Below are 21,980 nucleotides of genomic sequence, written 5' to 3'. Positions count from 1 at the left end.
AAAATAGCCGCTTTTTTGTTTTAATAAAGGCAGGGTATTCGCGTTATAGGAATAATTGCGTGACAAATGAAAATAATATTAGATGAAATTCGGAAAAGTAGAACACCCGGAACATGTTGATTTTACACTACCGGCAGACCATATAGATTCCGCCGGTGTACTGGCCAGAACGGATAAAAGTCAACCTCTCAGCATTTCTGTGGGTTGCGCCAAATGGAACCGTCAAGATTTAAAAAACTTCTATCCACGGGGAACAAAAGATGAGTTGGTGTATTACAGTTCCCAATTTAATAGTATTGAGCTGAATGCTACGTTTTATCGCATCTTTCCGGCGGAACAATATGAGAAGTGGTATGACAAGACTCCGGAAGGATTCAAATTTTATCCAAAAATTTCTAGGGACATAAGTCATTTAAGACGCCTAAACGAGGCTTCACTTCCCATAGTTGATAGATATTTAGAAGTTACTTCAAACCTCAAAGAAAAGTTAGGAACCATCTTTTTACAAATGCACGATAATTTTGGGCCTAAGAATTGGGATAGGGTGGTACGTTTTGTAGAATATTGGCCGAAAGAGTTTCCCCTAGCTATGGAGTTTAGGCATACAGATTGGTTTAATGATGAAAAAGTAAGTCAAGAGTTGTATCACCTTTTGCAAGAAAACAACATTGCCAACATTGTGGTAGATACGGCAGGAAGAAGGGATATGCTGCATATGAGGTTAACGAATAACGAGGCTTTTGTACGCTATGTTGGTGCAAACCACGTTACCGATTATGACCGTTTGGACGATTGGATCGAAAGATTGGATAGTTGGAAAAATCAAGGCCTTAAGAACATTAATTTCTTTGTGCATCAAAATATGGAATTGGAATCCCCTTTATTATCGGCACAATTTATTGCCAAATTGAATAAAAAATGGAGTACTCATCTTCAAATTCCAAAAACGTTACAAGATTCTACAGGTAAACTATTTTAGGGTTTCTTTCTTTCCTAATTTTATAAAAAATTCAACACACTTAAACTATAAACATCATGAGATTTCATTCTAGAAAATGGGTTAAACCCGGAGATTTGAATGCTAACGAGACCTTGTTCGGTGGGCGCGTACTGGCGTGGATAGATGAAGAGGCTGCACTGTACAGTATTATTCAGTTAGAGAACAAAAAGGTAGTTACCAAATACATGTCGGAAATCAACTTTATGAGTTCTGCCGTAAAGGGAGACATAGTAGAGATTGGTATTGAAGTAGTAAAGTTTGGAAAATCTTCGTTAACCTTAAATTGTGAAGTAAGGAACAAGATGACCCATGAGACCATTGTAACGGTAGATAACATCATCATGGTAAACCTAGATGATGAGGGTAAACCAAAACCACACGGAAAAACAAAAATTGAATATGTTGTAGACCGTTTGGCTTCCGAAGAGGATTAGGAAGTTTGCATGGTTTTAGCAATAGCTTCAACCTCATCTAGAACGCGTAATAGGTTTTCGCCCCAGAGTTTGGCAATTTCTTCTTCGGTGTAGCCACGTTTTACGAGTTCTAAGGTTACGTTGAAGGTTTCAGAGGCATCTGACCATCCTTTAATACCGCCACCTCCATCAAAATCAGAACTGATACCTACATGGTCGATTCCTATTAAATCGACCATGTAATCTATATGATCAACAAAATCTGATACATCTACCATAGGAGGCGCATCAGGAGATTTATCGGCAATGGAAATCCCTATTTTCTTAACCTTAGGATAGTTTTTTATAAAGGCTTCTTTCTGTGCATCGGTTAAAGAAGGAAATTGTTCTCTTGAATACCATTCAAGTCCCATGGAGTCTGCTACTTTCTTCAAAATGGTTTTAATATATGCGTTGTAAGCTTCGTCTTTCTCGGTATTCAAATACGAACTAAAAGCAACCGTCTGTACAACGCCGCCATTTTCTTTCATGAGTTTTAACTGTTCATCATCTAGGTTTCTGCTATGGTCGCATAAGGCTCTGGCAGAAGAGTGAGAGGCAATTATAGGGGCTTTGGAAAGGGTAATCATCTGTTTCATAGCCTCTTTGGACGGATGGGAGACATCTACCATAATCCCTAATCTATTCATCTCTTTTACAGCTCCTTGGCCTAATTTACTTAAACCGTTATGTAGCCATACATTATCTTTTTCTCCGGTGTTGGAATCGCTAAACTGACTATGTCCGTTGTGGGACAATGAGATATAACGGGCGCCAAGGTCATAGTATTTTTTAAAATTCGCTAAATCCGTACCCATGGGATATGCATTTTCAACACCGATCATGGCTACCTTTTTCCCCGAAGCATGAATACGTCTTACATCTTTGGAGTTAAGGGCAAGTTCAATATCGTTTGGTGCAATGTCTTCACATAAACGGTGTATGGCATCAAATTTTGAAATTGCATTTTTTTTGGCTTTGGCGTACCCTTTTTCTGTTAGGGAATCTTGTCCTGTATAAACTATAAGCCAGGTAACATCTAATCCCCCTTCATCCATTTTGGGCAAATTAATTTGTGTTTCTAGCCGTTGGGTATAGTTTACGCTGTCTGTGAAGTTGTTGATATTGATGTCATTATGCGTATCTATCGTAATTATTTTTTCATGTATACGCTTGGCCTTCTCTTGCAGGGTTTCCTCTGTTTTTTTCTTGCTTTCGGAACAGGAAACTATAGATAAAATGCTCAATAAATAGATAAAATGCCTCATAATAGGAAGAGTTAAACCTACAATTTATGCATTTTGACAACACTTTAGGCCCTGTAGGGAACATTTAGTTGTGTGCACTGTGCTAAAAAGGGAATTTTACATAGAATCGAATAAACATGTCAAATAAACAAACACTAGATAAATGTAACGAAACACCATAAATCAGTCCCACTCTTATTAACCTAAAACTACCTACATTGAAAACGAAAAACCTACTTTTCCAATTATCGGATTTAGAGTCGCACCTTAATAATTTTTCTACTGAGAAATTATCTACCGATGAGGCTTTCCATTTAAAAATATCTTTTCAGCATTTTAAAAAGAATCTTTTGGAGATGGTCTTCCTTACCGGGGAGAACATGAAAGAAACGGAAGGTGCCAAGAAAGATAAAAACTCCTCCGCAAAAATTAATGAGTTTGAAAAGGGCTATCCGGAATTGGACCTTGAGACCTACGAAGCCATTATAGAGCATCATAAATCTTACGGGAATGTTTTAAAAGAACTTCAAATTGATTCAGCTATGGATAAAAAAGACATTTTAATTCTCAAAGGAAAGACGAACAAAGGGAAAAATACCGATGTTGAAATAAATTTAAAGGTGGTATTGGACGAATGTATGGGTGAAATGAGCCTTTTACGAGAGTTAATAACCCTTTTTATTGGAAATGCCCTAGAGTTCATGGGAGCTGCCAAAATACATCTTCAAACCCAAGATTTTGATCAGTTGGATTTAGCTGCACACAAAATAAAAGCTGGTCTGGCTATGATGCGTACAGATGATTTGCATGAAATAGTTACCCAAATCCAAAAAGGCTGTAAACTAGACCAAGATCCTAAACACTTAGAGTTTCTTTGCAAGTGTTTTGGTGAAGAATTCCCAAAAGTTAAGAAGGCATTAGACCGCGCATATGTAGAGCTTACCAATAACTAAACACCTAACAATGGACAAAAAAAGACTATTGTTAGCAGAGGATGATGAGCTACTTGCTTCTTTGCTCAACTTTCGGTTAAAGAAAGGAGGATACGAAGTAAATCATAGCAGCAATGGAAAAGAGGTAAAGGAATTTCTTTCCCAAAACATGCCGGACATTATTGTGAGCGATATTATGATGCCCTATTTCTCGGGTATGGAACTTATAGCTTATGTGCGTAAAGAACTTAAATCCCAAGTGCCTATTATTATCATATCATCTGCAGGCAATGAGGAAAACGTTCTTAATGCATTTGAACTGGGAGCAAACGACTTTATATCCAAACCGGTAAGTCCGTCCGAACTTCTGGTACGCGTTGCCCGCGAGCTGAAAAAAACTTAATTTGTTAGAAACCTATAAAACATATCATGGGGCTGCTTTTATTACGCCGCCTAAAGTGGACACGAACATTCTCTGGGGATTATCCATCTTGTTCGTTGTTCTTGCTGTGGTATATTTTATCTGTGTTTTCTTTTTTAGAAACAAAATATCAGCGACGGCTTCACGTACCAAGCAGCGAAAGAAAGAACTTTCTCCAATGATCAGTGAGTTCTTGTTTTATGAGGAAGATGCGGACAAGGGAGAAAAAACTAACTATATCTCCTTAAAAATAGAAATCAGGGAACTTCTTAAGGACGATTTTAATAGAAAGGTATTGGTGGAAGTATTGCTAGATCTTAGAAAAGATGTTTCTGGTGATACGCAAGAACGACTTTTTGCCCTTTACCAAGATTTAGGACTTGAAAAAGATGCTTTTGAAAAGTTAAAAAGCTGGCGATGGGAGGTAATTTCTAAAGGCATTTTAGAACTCACTCAAATGCAAGTTGAGTCGGCATATAGTTTTATCACCAAGTTTATCAATCATAAAAAGGGAACTATAAGAAAGCAGGCCGAGATTGCTACGGTTACCCTAAGACCGGAAGGAATAAATTATTTCCTGGATACTACTCGATATAAAATTTCTGAATGGCAACAGCTAAAGTTGTTGGATGTATTAAGAAATCAGGAAAATTACGAACCACCTAGGTTTAGTACGTGGTTGACTTCAAAAAACAAGCATGTAGTGTTGTTTGCCCTGAGGCTTATTAAATATTACAACCAGAATGATGCCAATGCGTCATTGATAGAGTTGGTCAAACATAAAGATTATCAAATAAGGGAAGAGGCAATTGGTTGTATTAAAGAGTTTTATGTAGTTGAGTCTATACCTGCTCTTAAAGCAATATTTAGAAAATGCAATACGGATAGTAAGATTGCAGTGTTGGGAGCTATTTCAGAGTTAGGAAGCGCCAATGATATAGATTTCCTAAAATCAGTAGCAAAAAAAGAAAGCAACTTTTCCGTGTCCAGTAAAGCCTTAGCAGCAATAAATATGATTGCTCCGGAAACAGTTATGCCTACGGAGGGATTGGAAAAACCAAAACCATACAAGGAAGATTTTGCCGAGGTAGAATTGATAAATGAAACTACTATTGAGGCTGCATTACCATCGGTGACTCCTGTACAGAGCGAAGAAGAAGTAGACTACATAGTTGAAGATTTGCAGTTGCCGGATACAAGTTTCAACCAATTTTCGCAAGAGAGTGAAGAGAATACTGTTGAGAACAGTCCGGTAGAGGAGACCGTTGATACTGAACTACAGGTCTTCACAGATGCCAAATCCGTAGAGACAGAAGAGTTTGTTAACAGCGATAGTACAATTTCAATTACTGAGACTCCAGAGGAAAAAGAAGTTAAGGAAGAAGTAAAAGAACCTATAGAACATCTTGAAATAACAGAGCTACTTGTTATTGATCCAATTATCGTCTCAGGTTTTGTATCAAAAACCATAGAACCACAAGCCGAAATATTTTCAGAACCTTCATTACGATTTGATTTCTTACCAATTGTAATAGCCGATTCAATACAAACTAACCAACCCACCACAAAATACAGACCCATGGCCAATTCAGATAACCACAGCCCGGATATTAATAATATTGAAGTTGAATATGTGGTAGTAAGTTCTACACTTCAAAAAAGGGCCAATACCGGAAAGCCATTTTTTGATATTGCTAATATTGATTTTCTCCCAATTGTAGTGGAGGATAAAGATTTAGAGGATTTAGAGTCCAATATAATAGATGAAGTTAATGAGCTGGATTTTCTTCCAATCGTTTTAGATAATGATGTGGAAATTGAGGAGGAGGTACATGACGAAACTACGGAAGAATTGGTTTTCCCAATTACGACTAGTCTGGACGGATTCACGTTATCGGATTTTGAAGTAGATTTTGCCAATGCCCAAGAAGTAACAACCTCTGAAGGTGATATAACTCCAGATAAAACTTTGCAAACCGATTTGGAAGGGCCAAAAGCCGCGGAATTGGAAAACGAAGATGTACTGTCCTGGTTAATGGCAGAGAATGAGTTAAGAGAGATAGAATTGGAATATGAGACTGTAAACTCAAACGAAACCACCAAGCCTTTTCTAGACTTGATTCCGGAGCCTGTCTACTATGATGAACATGAAACCTATATGATGGGCCTTCTAGATGATTTGGAGGAAATGGGAGATCATCGTGAGGTGCCTTTGTTGAAAGAACTTCTGGCAGAAGAGACTAGAGGCTTTATAAAAGACCGTATTAATAGTCTCATTGAGCAATTCTCCTCTTTTGGCAACATGATAAATAAAATTGGAGATAGAGCGCCTGAGGAGCCTATATTGGATATGCCTGCATTTAGTGTGTTTGCAGACTTGTTCAAAAATATAGGAACGGAGTCCAAACTAATTCTTTTGGATGAAATTGTTTCGGTTGGAGACGAAAAGGAAATCGATTTTTTAGATGGGCTTTTAGAGGATCCTGATTTACGAATACGGAAAAAGGCACAAAGTGCCCTTAAGTTGTTAGTGGAAAAAGTATCGAGAAAAAGCGACTTTGAAAAAGACCTTTTACCCAAACCTGTTGAGGAACTTCCTATTGACCTTTCCATTTTGGAACCCTTCACGCAATCAAAACCCAACAAAACGGACACAACAATAAAAAGCGCCGTAAATACGCAAGACAACCAAGAAATTATCAAGTTTGATTTTGAACTGGAAGATACGAGAGTACTTGATAAGAAGTACGATAAAAAAACATTGAGCATTGAGGTAGATGCTATTGAGGTATCTCCTAACGAGAGTTCGTTTTTTACTTCCATCATAGATTTCCCAAGAAAATTTATTGGAAAATTAAATGGATAGTACCTTTTTTAATATCCTCTTAGATTACATAAACATCGTTTTTCTGTTGTTTACGGTAATTCTATTCACTCTGTTTACTATTATGGGGGTATTATCTACTAGGAACTCTATTCACTACAGAAAGAAAAACAGTTTTGGCAGCCTTTCAAAAATTATGGCATCGCCTTTATCTCCAAGTATCACAATAATTGCCCCTGCTTATAATGAAGGTCTTACCATTGTTGAGAACATACGTTCGTTAATGTCGCTTCGTTATGTAAACTATGAGGTCATGGTCGTTAACGATGGGAGTAAGGATGATACGCTCCAGAAAATGATAGATGCCTATGACCTTGTTAAAATAGATCAGAAAATAGACCCCAACTGGAAAAATAAACCCATTAGGGGAATTTATAAATCGCCGCACAGGGCTTTTTCCAAGTTAACGGTAATAGACAAAGAAAACGGAGGCAAGTCAGATGCTCTAAATACGGGTATGGCCCTTTCCACCAACCGTTACGTTGGGTGTATAGATGTAGATTGCCTTTTACTCCCGGATGCATTGTTGCATGTGGTAAAATCATTCTATCAGCGTTCGGAAAAACGGGTAATTGCCGTTGGTGGTGTTATACGTGTGGCCAATTCTTGTGTCATAGAAGGCGGGCAGTTAGAGGAAATACGTTTACCTACAAATTGGTTGGCGAGGTTTCAACTGTTGGAATATACCCGTTCCTTTATTTTAGGTAGGATGGCTTGGGGAAGTATAGATAGTCTTCTTATCATCTCGGGAGCCTTTGGTTTTTTTGATCGTGAAATAGCACTTGCGGTAGGAGGTTATGATACGGGTACCGTAGGTGAGGACATGGAAATTGTCTTTAAGATGAGAAGGTACATGCACGACAGAAAGGAACCTTATACCATAGAATATATTCCTGACCCATTGTGCTGGACAGAAGTGCCTGAGGATTTAAAAATACTGGTAAACCAAAGAGATCGGTGGGCCAGGGGTAATCTGGAAACCCTGTTCAAACATAAGGACATGTTCTTTAATTCCAAATATGGGCGTTTAGGATTGTTGAGTTATCCGTATTGGTTTTTTTATGAGTGGCTAGCTCCACTCATGGAGTTTTTTGGCTTCTTCACCATTATCCTTTTTATATATCTGGGCATTTTAAATTGGGACTTTTTTATCGCCATAACGGCAATGGTCTACCTGTTCTCTATAATGTTCTCGTTTTATGCCATTCTATGGGATGTGTACAGCTATAATGAGTATAAGAAAACCAAGGATATCCTAACACTTATGCTGTGCGCCATTATAGAGCCGTTATTTTTTCACCCCATAGTGGTGTGGTCTGCGGTACGTGGGAATTATAAAAAACTATTCAAAATAAAATCGGGCTGGGGATCCCAGGTTCGTAAAGGCTTTGCCAAGGCCACTTAAAAAGTGAAATGAATACAAGTAAGATAGATAGATATTCTCTAAAGCATTACACCAGATTGATGATTTCTTTCTTTGGTAGTCTTTTGGTGCTTACTATTTATCAATATACAACGCTCTACTTCAAGGGGGTTGTAGATATCATATTCGGAACGAGTTTTCTTATAGCTGTGGTCCATCAAATTGGTTATACCTCTTTGGTGGGGGTCATTCTGGCGTTTCCATTTAATTTTTGGGAAAACCTTCGTCCGCGCTATGGTTTTAATTTAGTCTTTGTATTGCTTTTTATCCTATTGATCATAGAAGCTATGCTCATTAGCTATTTCTGTACGGCATTGGTACCCTTAGGTTCGGATTTATTAGGATATAGTTTTGAGGATATAAAAATGACGATTGCCAATTCCGGGGGTATTTCCTGGGTACTTCCTTTAGGGCTTGTAATTATCATAGCCATGTTTTTTGGCTTTTATAAAGTAACCTCCAAGCACTATCATCACATTAATCGCATGTATCCGTTTACCATTATTTTGTTTAGCATGTTCATTGCTACGATGTTTATAGAAGGTAAACCGATCAACCATAATAAAACACAGTATCTAGCTCTTAATCTTTATGATACGTCTACAGAGGACACCTCCTATAATTCGGATATAGAATACCCTTTGATCAAATCAAAACCCATACAGAATGTTCTAGGTGAATATTTTGAGCTTAAAGACCAAAAGCCCAATATCGTTTTTATTATGGTAGAAGGGTTAGGTAGGGATTTTGTAGGAGCAGGGGCGGAGTATGGCGGCTTTACTCCTTTTTTGGATTCGCTTACCACCAAATCTCTGTACTGGGAAAATTGTCTGAGCAATACGGGCCGTACGTTCGGGGTTTTACCGTCACTATTGGGCTCCTTACCCTTTGGTAAAAGCGGATTTATGGAACTAGAGAAGTATCCCAACAAGTTAACATTGTTCAGTATTCTGAAAAATAATGGATATCATACTTCATTCTACCAAGGAACAAATAGTTCTTTTGATAATGTAGATCGTTTTTTATCTAGTGAGAACCTTGACTTTGTATTGGATAAATCCGGGTTTGGAAACAAGTATAAGATGCAGGCAGAAGATGCTGCCGGTGCTTCTTGGGGCTATCCGGATAAGGAGCTTTTCAAAAAGAGCATGAGTTTGCCACGAGATGCGGAGCAGCCACGTATGGAGGTCTATATGACTATTAGTACGCATGAACCGTTTATACCGCCCAATCAGGAATTTTATGAAGATAAAGTGGCCAAATTGCTCTCACAGCGCGACTACGATAACAGGGTTGAGAATGTTATAGAAAAGAATGACAATGTATTTGCAACGCTACTGTATACGGATGATGCCCTAAAGTATGCTTTTCAGGAATACCAAAAGCAACCTAATTATGATAATACCATTTTCATAATAACAGGGGATCACAGATTAATTCCAATACCTCAGCGCAATAACCTCAGTCGTTTTCACGTACCATTGATTATGTATAGTCCGCTTTTGAAGAAGACCAAAAAAATGAGTGCCGTTAATTCACATTTTGATGTCACACCAACCTTGTTATCCCTTCTTGAAGCAAAGTATGAACTAAAAATGCCTAAAAAAGTGGCTTGGATGGGAAGCGCTTTAGATATGGGTGAAGAATTTCGCTCCGTAAAGAACATTCCGCTTATGCGTAACAAAAACGAACTGAAAGAGTTTGTTGATGCTGAGAAAGTATATTCAAATGGTTCCATTTATAGTTTGGAAGAAAATATGGATTTAGGTTCTTCCTTTGGAGGTTCAAAGACAGAGAGCAAGTTAAAGGCCTTTAAATCCATGAACGCCTACGTGACCAATAACGATAAGATCATTCCGGATAGTTTGGCCATTTTTTCGGTTAAGAAGGAAAAGTTCACAGACTCTGAAATTGTATGGATAAATAGTGTTTACAACGGACAGAATTTTGACAAAGTATATATGATTGCTAGAGAGTTGGCTTTTGAAAGAGAATATGAAAAGTCATTGTTGCTAAGCCGTTACATACTTTCCGAAGCGCCAAGCCATATTGACACTAAGGTTTTAACCGGACGGGTAAATGTATGGATGGGCAATTATGAAAAATCCATTGAAATATTGAAAGCATGTATTAAGATGAATCCCAATTATATTGATTCTTATTCAGCTTTATTTGATGTCTATTTCTGGTCAGAGCGTTCAAAAGAAGGTTTGGAACTGGTAGAATTGGTAGAAGCAAATAGTTCTAGCGCCCATGAAATTAAGAACAAAATAGAAAGGGCTAAAAGACAGGCGCAAAAGAATAGAAGTACTGTGTACCTAGAAAAAATAAGAGACCCCCATACGGAGACCGCCGTAAATACGTTTGAAATAGAATGAGTACGAAAACTACATACCTATTTGCGTTCTGCCTTTTCATTGGCCTTTGGGTTACCGGACAAGATACGGACTATAATAATTTAGGTGATGTAAGTTTTGATACCGCTCGTAACTTAGCTTATGAAGGGGATTATAGGTCGGCCAACATAATGCTGACCAAATTGGTAAAATCGGACTATAAAGATAATTCGGCTAGGTCGTTATTGGCCAGTACATATAGTTGGAACGGCGATTATGATAAAGCACGAGATGAGTTTAACATAATTCTTTCTTCGGATAAGGGAGATAGAAACATATGGATAGCAGCCGTTAAAAACGAGCTTTATGCCAAAAACAACGCAACGGCAATGGGCCTGGCAAATAAGGCTTTAGTCTATCTTAAAAGCGATGCTGAGGTTGAAAGGTTAAGAATGATTGCCGAGGAAGGGTTAACCCTAACAGAGTACCCTGAATCCGGATGGTTCAATCAGGATGATGGCATTGCTCCTCAAAAAGGAATAGCATCCACTAAGGAAGATAAGAAAACCATAGCTCCTAAAGTAGTAGATACGTTAGCAGCTAAAACGCCCGTTGCAGAAGAAGTGTTGAAGAATAGGGTTTCCGTAAGAAATTCAGCAACTATATACGATACAAGGTATGATCCTATGTTTTATTCCACTATTTCATACCAAAGGCAAACCTTGGCAGGAAGTATCATTCCAAAAATAAATTACAGCAATCGTTTAGGCACTTATGGTGTTCAATATGATTTGGATTTTTACCCCAAATTTTCAAAGCGTTTCTATGCGTATATGAACTACGGATTTTCCAATGCCTCAATTTATCCAAAACACAAACTAGGAGGAGACTTGTATGCCAATCTCCCCGGTGCATTTGAGTTTTCTGCCGGTGGCAGGTATATTACTTATGACAACACCAATGTATCCGTAATCACCAATTCGCTGGGGCATTATCGTGGTAATTATTATTTCTCATTACGTTCGTACATTACACCAATGCCGGATAATCTAACGCGTTTTTCAGGAAACTTGTTGGTTAGAAAATATCTGAAGGATGCGGAAAACTATTTGGGATTGAATGTGGGTATGGGGTATTCTCCGGAGCTGAGACAGTTAACTTCGGGTGATGAGCTTTTAGCCGAAACACTTTTGTATGTAGAGTCTCAACGTTTAAGTTTGGAATATCAATTTACAGGTAAAAACAGCCCAAATATTTATAGGGCCAATGTTGGTGCTTCAAGGCAGGAATTAGCCTTTGCTTCCGGCAAGTTCTTTTATGGGGTTTCCGCAGGTATTACCTACGAGGTAAAATTTTAAGTTTACACTTTCTTTATTTGCTGTCCTTGGGAGTATGGGTATCAAACACCCACTTATCTGCGTACATGCCATAAACAAGACCTATTTCGTTCTCTTGCACGTATTTTTCATCCTTGCCCGGGTCAAAGTTTACATTGTACACATAAACCTTAATGTCGTTATCTCTCAGTTGAAGCATTAATTTGTTTTGTGCAGAAAGTATTCTACGCGAGAGTGCAACATGTTTTACGTTGTTTATAGCTAACCATCTAAGCTTATCTCCTTTTATTTTCATTAAGGGCTCTTGAGATATCATAGCGGAAATGCCATGTTGAGATGCTTCTTCTATGGCCATAAGACTAAAGAGTTCCATGAGCAATCGTTTTTTGTCTACAAATTTATTGGCAAATCCTATTGGGTCGTTAATTTTATCGGTTACCAAGGTAGCATCGGGGTGGGCCTTGAACCAGGCGTTTATTCCCTTAAGGTCCAAAGTAGTATAATCCCCATAAATCTTATGTTTCATGAATTCTGAATGGGATGGAGGCAATTCACCTGTAAAATCCGTAAAACGCGCCCACATGGCCCAATCATGCGCTGCAACCAACTCTCCGTCCGAAGTTTCAATAATATCAAGCTCAAATAACCTAAATCCCTTTTTGTAATTCTCGTCAAGGGCATTTTTGGTGTTGGTAGATTTAATGCCGTTTATTTCACCACCTGCATGGGCGATATATCGGTTATTATTGGGTTCAAAATCATAGGTGATTCGTGGGAAATAAACGGTACTATCTTTAATAAGCTTTGGAATATTTTCTGAAATTGTTGCAGAGTTATCGTTAACCTCTTCCATTATTATGCCATTAAAGTTATGCATAGCATAAGCTTGACGACCTTTTAAAGTCGCTAGTTTTTCAAACCCCATTCCTGATAGTTCTACAGATGGTTTAAGCGAGCCATTTACCGCCGAATCATGTGCTAGGATGGCAAAAGTGGTTTTGTTGGCCTGCATTTTCTTTAAGAGGGCCACCAATTTGGTTACTTCTTCAGGGCTAGAATATGTGTCAAAGGTCTTGAATTCGTAAGTGTCCGAAGAGTTAAAGTGTACCACAGTAAGTCCACGTTCAACATGTTCTGTTTGGCCCGCTATGGTAAAGCTGCTTTTTTGTTTGGCATTAAAACTATGGCTGCTCAGCTTTAAGGTCGTTTCGTTATTAGATTTAGTTATGATGGTAGGGGTGGTTTTTGCCAAACCTATTTCAGTAGATCCTAAACACAAAATAGCGCACAGGGAAACTAGACCGATAATTTTTATTTTCTTTTTCATTATATATGAAGAATATGAGATAACAAGAATTTAGAAGTCACTCTAGAGGCACAAAATTGTAAAAGAGTAACACTATAAAATATAACGTTTTACGAACCGTGCTTATTGCTACAGTATTGTAGGAAGCTAAAATTGATTTTTCTCGGTTTATTAATAGAATTAGGATGCTTTAAAACATACACGACCTAATCTTCGGTAAAACGAGTGGCACAGGGTAGTATAAATGGTAGGGTTGTAGTTAAAATCGTTATAAACCCCTATAAATATTAGGGTTGATGAAGTGTAAATAATTGATAGACAGAGAGTATTGGATGAAATGAGATATTTTTACGATGAATTACACACCTGTTTTGTTCAAGAAATGAGCAATTTTACAGGATTAACAGGTTTTACAACATTTTTCATTCGTTACACCACAATTTGTTGTTTGAGGCTCTCTTTATGAATAAGTTTACATCATAATAATTAAGACACCAAATCAAAATAGTAACTTAACCTATACAAATCATGCTTTACGATACCTACGGAGAAGAGTACTTATCATTCCTTCAAGACTTAAACGAAATCTTAAGTTTAAACGAATTAGTAGAATTAGATTATATGTAATCAGGATCCCAAATCCATCAACTTTTAATACCTACAACTATGGCAAATCAAAACCCGGACAATGCAGCTTACATGAATTTTATTGAAAATTTGAATGAAATTCTAAACAGTGAAGAAATTAACAAGTTAAATTTTTCTTAGTTATTTAGTGAATATTAGTTGTTCAAAAAAAGCCCTGACGTTCAATCGTCAGGGCTTTTTTATAGGGTACTGTTTTCTATCTATCCTAGATATGTTTTCAGTAATTTACTTCTTGAATTATGACGTAGCTTTCTAATCGCTTTTTCACGAATTTGACGAACCCTTTCCCGTGTAAGGTCAAAAGTTTGTCCAATTTCGGCCAAGGTCATAGACTGTTGGTCACCTATTCCGTAATATAATTTAACTACATCTGCCTCTCTGGGAGATAAAGTTTCCAATGCACGGTTAATTTCCGTATTCAATGATTGCTGCATTAAAATTTTATCCGGCTTTGGAGATTCTCCACTACGAAGTACATCATAAAGATTGGAGTCTTCCCCTTCTCTTAAAGGCGCATCCATAGAGACGTGTCTTCCTGAGTTTTTCATGGATTGTTTCACCTCGCTTACGGTCATCTCCAATTCCTTGGCAATTTCTTCCGCAGAAGGTGGTCTTTCATGAGCTTGCTCCAAATAAGAAAATGTCTTTTTAATCTTATTTATAGAACCAATTTTATTTAAGGGCAGACGCACAACACGAGATTGTTCCGCTAGTGCCTGAAGAATGGATTGGCGAATCCACCATACGGCATAGGATATAAATTTAAAACCACGAGTCTCGTCAAAACGTTTTGCAGCTTTTACGAGCCCTAAGTTACCTTCGTTAATTAAATCCGGTAGTTTTAAACCCTGATTTTGATATTGTTTGGCCACGGAGACCACAAAGCGTAAGTTGGCTGTAGTTAATTTTTCTAGGGCTACTTGGTCCCCAGCTCGGATCCTTTGTGCGAGTTCTACTTCCTCAGACGCATTGATCAGATCAATTTTACTGATATCTTGCAAGTACTTATCCAATGATTTTGATTCACGATTCGTAACTTGCTTGATAATCTTTAGTTGCCTCATATATCTAGTATGTTTAGGATTACTACAAGAGTACAGTATACATTTTTATTATCGATTTTCCAAAGAGATGTCAGTATTCTTATACAAAATTTATGAGAAGTTTAAGATTTCAAGTACGAATCTAGGCGGATTCTATGGGTTCCGTTATTTTTGACCACAAATAAAGAGAAATGAGCAAGCGAAAGCTGAAAAAATACCTCTCCGAAATTGATAAAGATGCAATAGAAGAGCAACTTCTAGACCTCTATGAGCGGTTTCCGCAAGTAAAGGAGTATTACAATTTTATCTTTAACCCTAAAGAGGACAAGCTTGTTCAGGAGGCTAAGACCAAAATTAGTAACGAATACTTTCCTGTAAGACGAAAAAGACCTAGGGCACGCCGCTCCGTGGCACAGAAATTCATAAAGCACTTTATAAAATTAGGCGTAGACCCGCATCTCATAGCAGATGTAATGCTCTATAATTTAGAGATTGCACAGGTATTTGAAAAAGATAGGAATACACCTGATGCCTTTTATAAGAGTATGATGAACTCGTTTACGGAAGCAGTTCAGTTTATTTCTATAAATGGGTTATTGTCCGAGTATAAGGAGCGGATAGTTAAAATTTACACGATTACACAAGAACAGAATTGGCAATTTAACGAGGGATTTTCCCGCGCATTAGATATTATAGATTAGGTATGGCAATAGTAATTATTAGACAGGATGATAAAATTGATTTATGGAAAAAAGCACTTTTAGCACAGCAACCAGATTTGGAGGTCTACAGCTATTTGGAAGAGCATTCTAAAGAAAAAATAGACATGGCTTTGGTTTGGAAGCACCCCAACGGTGCATTGGCTCCTTACCCTAATTTAAAATTGATTGCCTCTAGTGGGGCAGGAGTGGATTTTATTTTTGAGGATGATACTGCTCCTAAAAACCTACCTATAACCCGTGTAGTTGATGATATGCTTGCCAAAGACATGAGTGAACATGTGCTAGCGGTAATTTTAAGTCACCTGAAGAATTTGGATCGGTACAGGGTTAATCAATTAAAGGGAATCTGGCAACCTATGCAATATCATAGAATTTCAGATTTTACAATAGGTATTTTAGGATTAGGTGCGCTTGGCAAGGAATTGGCGGGCGATTTGGTTAAATATGGGTTCAAGGTTCAGGGCTGGTCAAATTCACAGAAAAACATTCAGGGGGTAACCAGCTTTGTTGGCGAACCTGGTTTGGGTGAGTTTCTTAAGACTACTCAGATTTTGGTGTGTCTTTTGCCATTAACGGAAGCTACCACTGGGATTTTGAATAAGGAGCTTTTCAAACAACTGCCTAAAGGAGCTTTTGTAATAAACGTAGCTCGAGGAGGGCATTTAGTGGATGAAGATTTGCTCGAAATGCTAAATAACGGTCACCTTTCCGGTGCAGGGTTGGATGTCTATCATCAAGAGCCTTTGCCAAAAGAACATGCATTTTGGAATCATGAGAAGATTCAGATGACACCTCATTACGCAAGTGTATCCGATACGGATTCCGTAGTTCCTCAAATTTTAGAAAATCATAATAGGTTGTTGAACAACAAACCTTTACTGAATGAGGTAGTAATGGATAAAGGCTATTAAGGCTTTATCCATTTTCTATGCGAACCCCCAAAAACGTTATTGTTTTAAGGAAAAGGCAGGGCATTTCTTTTTTCTTTTTATCGATTTAACCAGAATAAATTTCAGATAAGTACAAATTTCCTTTAATTTTGTAAAATTGAGAATTTTAGGAACCCCACCTATTTACACTAATTGAACGCTAAATTTTAGACCCTACTTGGAGTTAAAAAAAGATACCACCGAAAAGCAACTATACGATTATCAGGAAGAAGACCTGAATACCATTTTCAAGCATTTGGAAGATCCTGAAGAGAAGGGAAATTTGTTGTACCAGTTACCTACAGGTGGTGGTAAGACCGTTGTTTTTTCTGAGATTGCCCGTCGTTATATCCAAAAAACAGGCAAGAAGGTCGTGGTTTTAACACACCGTATTGAGCTAAGCACGCAAACTTCTAGAATGCTTAACAGTTTTGGTGTAAAGAACAAGATTATCAATAGCGAAGTAAAGGAACTTACCGATCAGGATAAGTTCATGTGTTTCGTTGCCATGGTAGAAACCCTAAATAATAGACTACAGGAAGAGAAAGTTGAAATTAACGATATTGGGCTCGTTATTATTGATGAGGCCCACTACAACTCGTTTAGGAAGCTTTTTAAATTCTTTAAGAAATCTACTATTCTAGGGGTGACCGCTACACCCTTGAGTTCAAATATAAAATTACCCATGAAAGACAACTATCAAAAGTTGATCGTGGGCGAATCTATTGGTTCTCTGATCAAGAAAAACTTCTTGGCCAAGGGAAACATGTATAATTATGATGTAAGTCTGCAGAGTCTTAAATTGGGTATAAGCGGTGATTATACGGTAAAATCATCTGATGAACTCTACAGTAACCAGAGTATGTTGGGTAAATTACTTTCTGCATACAAAGAAATAGCCGAAGGTACCAAAACGTTAATTTTCAACAACGGTATTAATACGTCTCGTTACGTATATGAAACGTTTAAGAAGGCCGGCTATAATATTCGTCATTTAGATAATAAGAACACGGCAACGGAGCGTAAGGAGATTTTAGAGTGGTTCTCCAACACACCGGATGCTATACTTACATCAGTCAGTATTCTTACTACTGGTTTTGATGAACCATCCGTAGAAACCATAATATTGAACAGGGCAACACGATCACTTACATTATATTTTCAGATGATTGGTCGTGGGTCGCGTATTTTACCAAATAAAAGTGAATTTACCGTAGTTGATTTAGGGAATAACGTTGCACGTTTTGGTCTTTGGGATGCGCCTATAGATTGGCAGGAGATTTTCCATTTTCCGGATTTCTATCTGGAAAACATCAAGAATGATGAAGAAATTGAGAAGGAGTTCGTTTATGAAATGCCTGCTGCCCTTAGAGAAAAATTCAAAAACTCTACCAATATTGAGTTTAATATAAAAGAGGAATACAAGAAGGTCTTTGCACAAGGATTACGGTCCAAGATTGTGTTGGAGCGTAGTATTGATCAACACGCACAAATTTGTGTGGAAAACTCCGAAGATGTTTTTGATGCACGTATTTTGGCTAAAGAACTTAAAGAGGAGATTAAGTATCGTGTAAGACAGTATTCTTATTGTATTATGAACAACACCAAAAACTACAAAGAGTGGTTGGAAGAGGATTACGAACGCAAGTTACGCTCAAGTATTTCTCGTATGTTCGCTGCTAAGATGTAACGAGCTCCGTTTCTAAAAGGAGCTGATTAGGAAAGCAATATATTCACAGAATAGAAAAATAGTTAAGGGTGAAGCAAAGTGTCCTTTTGGTAATTGGATTTACCTGGCCTGAACCCGCATCTACGGCTGCGGGAAACCGTATGTTGCAGCTTCTTCTTTTTTTTAAGAGTAAAGGGTACAAAATAATCTTTACAAGCGCTGCATCTAGAACAGAACTCTCACTTGATTTGGAGGAACTTCAAATAGAAACAAAGTCCATTGCACTTAATGATTCCACTTTTGATGCAGTTTTAAAGGAAATAGACCCGAACATAGTTCTTTTTGACCGTTTTTTAACTGAGGAACAATTTGGTTGGCGGGTATCCGAAAATGTGCCCCAGGCACTAAAAGTGCTTGATACAGAAGATTTGCATTCCCTTAGAAAAGTGAGGGAACTTGCACATAAAAAAGGAATTCCTTTTGCACTTAAGGATTGGGTAAAAGATGATATAACCAAGCGTGAAGTAGCAAGTATGCTAAGGTGCGATCTTTCATTAATGGTTTCTTCATTTGAAATGGAATTAATGACTAAAACTCTAAGGATTGATAAAAGCTTACTCTTGCACCTTCCTTTTCTCTTGGAGCTCATAACACCGGAAACGCAAGAAGTTTGGCCAAAATTTAATGAGCGGAGTAATTTTGTTTGTATTGGCAACGGAAAACATGCTCCAAACGTAGATGCCGTTAAATGGTTGTACCATTATATATGGCCTTTAATACGAAAAGCGCTACCAGAAGCTCAAGTGGCCATTTACGGAGCATATATGCCGCAACAAATAACCCAATTGCACAAACCGGACATGGGTTTTTTTATAAAGGGATGGGCAGAAGATGCGATGACCGTACTAAAGCAAGCAAGAATAAACCTTGCTCCATTACGCTTTGGAGCAGGTATTAAAGGGAAACTTACCACGGCAATGCAAAGTGGAACCCCAAGTATAACCACAACTATTGGGGCAGAAGGCATGCGCGAAGGTTTGAACTGGAGCGGTGCAATTGCCGAAACTCCCCAGGAATTGGCCAGTGAGGCTGTACGACTTTATACTTCGGAGAAAAATTGGCAAGAAGCACAGCAAAATGGGGTAACTCTAATAAATGAACTTTATAATCAAGAGAAATTAGGTGAGCGATTAGCTACTTCATTACATACTATTCAGGAAAAGCTTAAAGAACACCGCGAGCAAAACTTTATGGGTAGTTTGCTTCAACACCAAAGTATGCAAAGTACCAAGTACCTTTCTAAATGGATAGAAGAGAAGAATAAGAAGGTTTTGTGACTTAGAATTGAATACTAAAAGTAGTGCCCTCGTTTACCTTGCTCGCTATTGATATGGTTCCTCCCATAGCTTCAATTTGAGTTTTGGTCATAAACAGACCAATTCCCTTAGCTTCTGGATGCTTATGGAAAACTTTATTCAGCCCAAATATTTTATGTCCATGCTTATTAAGGTCTATGCCCAAACCGTTGTCCTTGAAGTTCAAAATAACATTGCCATTGTTTAGTTCTGAGGTAATTTCTATACGGGGTATTCTGTCTTGGGATTTGTATTTTAATGAGTTGCCTATCAAATTTTGAAAAATACTTTCCAAATATATTTTGGGATATTTTATAGTGTCCGCTTTGGTGAAGTCACTTGTAATTACTGCGTTAGTTCTAGTGATTTCGGCAGTGAGAATTTCTTGAGTTTTTATCAGGGTTTTACTAAAACTGATATCGCTTCGTGAAATGGCGGTGTTACTTTTAGCGGATAAAGCTTCAATTAAGGTGTTAAGGGTTAAGGTAAGGTGGTCTATTACCGTTTCAAATTTTTGAAACAGTTCTTTTCGTTCTTCTTCGTTGTCAACAAGTTTATATATATCTACAAGCGAATTTAAATTGCTCACGGGTGCGCGTAGGTTGTGAGATGTTATTTGGGTAAAATCCGCAAGCTGCAAATTCTGGGCGGTAAGCTCTTCGGTAAGTATCTCAAGTTCCTCTTTTGCCCTTAAAATTTTACGTTCGTAACGTTTTTCTGCGGTAATATCCCTTATGGCCATAGAAATAAGCAAACCTTCATCGGTCTCCAAAGGGCCTAGGGTTACCTCAACAGGAATCTCTTTTCCTGATTTATGAATCATATAGAAGTCTTCGCCAAGATCAATTTTTTGGACTTTGGGATTGGCTAAGAATTTTTTACGATGTGGCGCTCTCTTTTTTTCAAATCTGGTAGGTATTAATAATTCAACGGATTTCCCTACTAATTCTTCAGGGGAATACCCAAAAAGGTTTTCGGCCTGTTTATTGATTATCTGTACCATATTACCGCTACCTATTATTAGCGTAGCACTAGGTGCGGAATCAACCAGTCCCTTAAATTTTATTGCTTGTTGTTGCTGTTCGGTTACATCTTGACAGGTGCCAACAAGCTTTGTAATCTCATTTTTTTCATCAACAATTACTTCCCCTAACAATAATATCCATTTTAGAGTGCCGTCTTTTAAAAGAATACGATGGATAATCTTATTGAACACCTTGTCCTCAATAGCATTATTAAAATGTACCGTTACAGCTTGCTGGTCTTTTGGATGCACGTAACCAAAATAAGTATCGAACTCTAGTTTGGAGTTTTCTTCTTGCTTAAAAAGATAATACAAGTTGGCAGACCAAAAAACTTCATCTGTTTTTATATTCCATTGCCAATGGCCTAATAATGCCTTTTGTTCCGCAAAAGCCAGAAGTTCATTCTTTTTGATTACCTCTAACTCAATTTTCTTATAAGCAGTAACATCTTGCGAAACACCAAGAATATTAATGATATTGTCATCTTTATCCAAATAAATATCTCCTGAAACTTCAATGGTTCTTATCTCTCCGTTATAGGTAACGAGTCTATGTGTAAAATTTTCAAAATACTTGTTTTTGAGGTTGCTTGCCAAGCGTTCCTTAACATATTCCTTATCGTCCGTATATATATTATTCAGAATAGTGTTTAGGGGAATTTGTGTATTAGTATCAAAGTCCAGTATACGGCACATATTTTCAGAACAGGTAAAAGTATCAGTTTTAAAATCCCAATTCCAATGGCCTAACCTTGCTTTTTGTTCGGCAAGATTTAATAATTGATTTTGCTGAAAAAGTTTATTCTCCCTATGGTTTATTTTGGTAATGTCCTGGAGTATACCCACAACTTCCGTACAAATGCCGTTTTCTAATTTTCGCATGGCCAAAATATGAAGCCACCTTTTGTTTTTTTTTGGTGTTGTGAACTCTAGTTCATAATCAAACGGGATGCCAAATTCTATTAGATTGTTTAAACCCTTTTCAATTTGTTCTGATGTTTTTTTAGGTCGGTCTAGTGGTCCATTTTGTCCTCGGTGTAATATGGTGCCATAGGGAATTTCTAGGATGTCATAGGCGGCATTATCAAAATCATAAGTATTGGTTTCCAAATGTAACTTCCAAGTGCCAATTCGGAGCAAAGCTCGAATTGCGCTGGCATTGTCTGGGCCAATAATATTTTTATGATCTTTCATGCTCCGTATTTGGGGGCTTAGGCCTATATCATCAAGTATAGATTTATAAGTTACGTTT

At 37.6% G+C, this 21,980-nt stretch carries 16 protein-coding genes; 12 read left to right on the top strand and 4 right to left on the bottom strand.

Annotated features, from left to right (window positions below; all coding sequences use genetic code 11):
- The first annotated feature begins 82 nt into the window (after nucleotides 1-82).
- Both Q4597_RS14080 and Q4597_RS14075 read left to right on the top strand, forming a co-directional pair.
- Nucleotides 83-979: a DUF72 domain-containing protein gene (locus Q4597_RS14080; RefSeq protein WP_303406700.1), complete on the top strand. Its 897-nt coding sequence runs from the start codon at nucleotides 83-85 to the stop codon at nucleotides 977-979.
- Between the two features lie 56 nt (nucleotides 980-1,035).
- Nucleotides 1,036-1,434 (top strand): acyl-CoA thioesterase, encoded by a 399-nt coding sequence (locus Q4597_RS14075; RefSeq protein ID WP_215440262.1) that lies wholly within the window; start codon nucleotides 1,036-1,038, stop codon nucleotides 1,432-1,434.
- Here the strand turns inward: Q4597_RS14075 and Q4597_RS14070 are convergent.
- Nucleotides 1,431-2,720 carry a dipeptidase gene (locus tag Q4597_RS14070; RefSeq protein ID WP_303406698.1) on the bottom strand — a complete coding sequence of 430 codons (1,290 nt, stop codon included), beginning with the start codon at nucleotides 2,718-2,720 and terminating at the stop codon, nucleotides 1,431-1,433. The genes Q4597_RS14075 and Q4597_RS14070 overlap by 4 nt on opposite strands.
- A 197-nt stretch (nucleotides 2,721-2,917) precedes the next feature.
- Here Q4597_RS14070 and Q4597_RS14065 point away from each other — a divergent pair, with 197 nt between their 5' ends.
- Genes Q4597_RS14065 through Q4597_RS14040 form a run of 6 tightly spaced genes read left to right on the top strand, consistent with a single transcriptional unit; the run spans nucleotide 2,918 to nucleotide 12,053 of the window.
- On the top strand, nucleotides 2,918-3,652 hold the full coding sequence (locus Q4597_RS14065; protein ID WP_303406696.1) for an Hpt domain-containing protein: 735 nt from the start codon (nucleotides 2,918-2,920) through the stop codon (nucleotides 3,650-3,652).
- A gap of 10 nt (nucleotides 3,653-3,662) precedes the next feature.
- Nucleotides 3,663-4,034, top strand: coding sequence for a response regulator transcription factor (locus Q4597_RS14060; RefSeq protein ID WP_215440268.1), 372 nt, complete (start codon nucleotides 3,663-3,665; stop codon nucleotides 4,032-4,034).
- 1 nt (nucleotide 4,035) lies between these two features.
- Nucleotides 4,036-6,918, top strand: a complete 2,883-nt coding sequence (locus Q4597_RS14055) for a HEAT repeat domain-containing protein (RefSeq protein ID WP_303406693.1) — start codon at nucleotides 4,036-4,038, stop codon at nucleotides 6,916-6,918.
- Nucleotides 6,911-8,341 (top strand): glycosyltransferase, encoded by a 1,431-nt coding sequence (locus tag Q4597_RS14050; RefSeq protein ID WP_215440272.1) that lies wholly within the window; start codon nucleotides 6,911-6,913, stop codon nucleotides 8,339-8,341. The genes Q4597_RS14055 and Q4597_RS14050 overlap by 8 nt, the downstream gene beginning before the upstream one ends.
- 8 nt (nucleotides 8,342-8,349) lie before the next feature.
- Nucleotides 8,350-10,737, top strand: a complete 2,388-nt coding sequence (locus Q4597_RS14045) for an LTA synthase family protein (RefSeq protein ID WP_303406692.1) — start codon at nucleotides 8,350-8,352, stop codon at nucleotides 10,735-10,737.
- Entirely contained in the window at nucleotides 10,734-12,053 is a 1,320-nt protein-coding gene (locus Q4597_RS14040) for a YaiO family outer membrane beta-barrel protein (protein ID WP_303406691.1), read from the top strand. The genes Q4597_RS14045 and Q4597_RS14040 overlap by 4 nt, the downstream gene beginning before the upstream one ends.
- 13 nt (nucleotides 12,054-12,066) lie before the next feature.
- On the opposite strand, the gene Q4597_RS14035 is transcribed toward Q4597_RS14040, so the two are convergent.
- Together Q4597_RS14035 and Q4597_RS14030 are read right to left on the bottom strand one after the other, a co-directional pair.
- Nucleotides 12,067-13,359, bottom strand: a complete 1,293-nt coding sequence (locus Q4597_RS14035; protein ID WP_303406689.1) for an interleukin-like EMT inducer domain-containing protein — start codon at nucleotides 13,357-13,359, stop codon at nucleotides 12,067-12,069.
- Between the two features lie 827 nt (nucleotides 13,360-14,186).
- The gene (locus tag Q4597_RS14030; RefSeq protein ID WP_194527398.1) at nucleotides 14,187-15,050 is read right to left on the bottom strand and encodes an RNA polymerase sigma factor RpoD/SigA; all 864 of its coding nucleotides are present in this window, start codon (nucleotides 15,048-15,050) and stop codon (nucleotides 14,187-14,189) included.
- A 170-nt stretch (nucleotides 15,051-15,220) separates the two neighbouring features.
- On the opposite strand from Q4597_RS14030, the gene Q4597_RS14025 reads away from it, so the two are divergent.
- The 4 genes from Q4597_RS14025 (at nucleotide 15,221) to Q4597_RS14010 (ending at nucleotide 19,686) form a co-directional block, all read left to right on the top strand.
- The gene (locus tag Q4597_RS14025; RefSeq protein WP_303406688.1) at nucleotides 15,221-15,730 is read left to right on the top strand and encodes a DUF6155 family protein; all 510 of its coding nucleotides are present in this window, start codon (nucleotides 15,221-15,223) and stop codon (nucleotides 15,728-15,730) included.
- Nucleotides 15,731-15,732: 2 nt separating this feature from the next.
- Nucleotides 15,733-16,662, top strand: a complete 930-nt coding sequence (locus Q4597_RS14020) for a glyoxylate/hydroxypyruvate reductase A (RefSeq protein WP_303406685.1) — start codon at nucleotides 15,733-15,735, stop codon at nucleotides 16,660-16,662.
- A 196-nt stretch (nucleotides 16,663-16,858) separates the two neighbouring features.
- Nucleotides 16,859-18,370 carry a DEAD/DEAH box helicase gene (locus tag Q4597_RS14015; RefSeq protein ID WP_215440283.1) on the top strand — a complete coding sequence of 504 codons (1,512 nt, stop codon included), beginning with the start codon at nucleotides 16,859-16,861 and terminating at the stop codon, nucleotides 18,368-18,370.
- Nucleotides 18,371-18,438: 68 nt separating this feature from the next.
- A complete protein-coding gene (locus Q4597_RS14010) occupies nucleotides 18,439-19,686 on the top strand; it encodes a glycosyltransferase (RefSeq protein WP_303406684.1) in 1,248 nt (415 codons plus the stop codon).
- 1 nt (nucleotide 19,687) lies between these two features.
- Here the strand turns inward: Q4597_RS14010 and Q4597_RS14005 are convergent, their stop codons facing one another.
- Complete coding sequence (locus tag Q4597_RS14005) at nucleotides 19,688-21,922, bottom strand: PAS domain S-box protein (RefSeq protein ID WP_303406683.1); 2,235 nt, start codon at nucleotides 21,920-21,922, stop codon at nucleotides 19,688-19,690.
- Nucleotides 21,923-21,980 lie beyond the last annotated feature (58 nt).

The organism is Zobellia sp. 1_MG-2023 (genome assembly GCF_030549125.1).
GTDB lineage: Bacteria > Bacteroidota > Bacteroidia > Flavobacteriales > Flavobacteriaceae > Zobellia > Zobellia russellii.
Note: the sequence above shows the minus strand (reverse complement) of the source record. Positions and strands in the feature narration are given on the sequence as shown.